Genomic DNA, 701 nt, shown 5'->3' with positions numbered 1-701 from the left:
GTGTATACTTCGGCTGCATGGATGGCAAGGTCTACTGTCTCAATGCAAGCACGGGCGCGCTCATCTGGAGCTATCAGACTAAGAAGCGTGACAACGCGACGGCGGCCAAGCTCATCCAGTCACCGACTGTCTATAACGGCGTGGTTTACATAGGAAACGAGAGCGCCAGAGTCTATGCCCTTAATGCGAGTGACGGCAGTCCTGCTTGGGCTTCACCCTACGATGTCCCCAGTGGAGACCTTGAGACAGGCAAAGAAGACATAACCGGCGTAAGCAGCGTAGCCGTAGCCAACATAGGAGGGCAAGACCGGCTGTACTTTGGTTGCGACAATGGGTATCTCTATTGTCTGAACCCTTCCACGAAAGCTCAGGTATGGTCATACAGGCCGGACTCCTATGGATGCATAGAGTCGTCTCCAACCATCTATGCAGGTAACGTGTACTTCGGCATTACGTTTTACCAGGGAGTAAACCTTTACGCCGTCAATGCCACATCGGGTGAGCTACACTGGGCTACCCGACTCGTGCCCGCGGCAGGCGGAGACTTGGGCGAAGAGGTCAGGGCAACCTGTGCGGCAATGGACAACGCGGTTTACGTAGGCGAAGACACCGGTCACCTCTTCTATCGGGTTAATGCTCAAACCGGGAGCCTGTCCCAGCCATAGTGGAAAGTTGGCTGGTGGCTCGTCTATTCTATGCCG

General features: G+C 54.9%; 1 protein-coding gene. It reads left to right on the top strand.

The window, feature by feature from the left end:
• Positions 1–665: PQQ-binding-like beta-propeller repeat protein (locus ABJK56_RS01185; RefSeq protein ID WP_347242838.1), on the top strand; the 665-nt coding region annotated here is incomplete at its 5' end.
• Positions 666–701: the final 36 nt, after the last annotated feature.

Source organism: Thermogutta sp. (assembly GCF_039793925.1).
Lineage (GTDB): Bacteria > Planctomycetota > Planctomycetia > Pirellulales > Thermoguttaceae > Thermogutta.
This window is presented reverse-complemented; position numbering and strand designations above follow the sequence as displayed.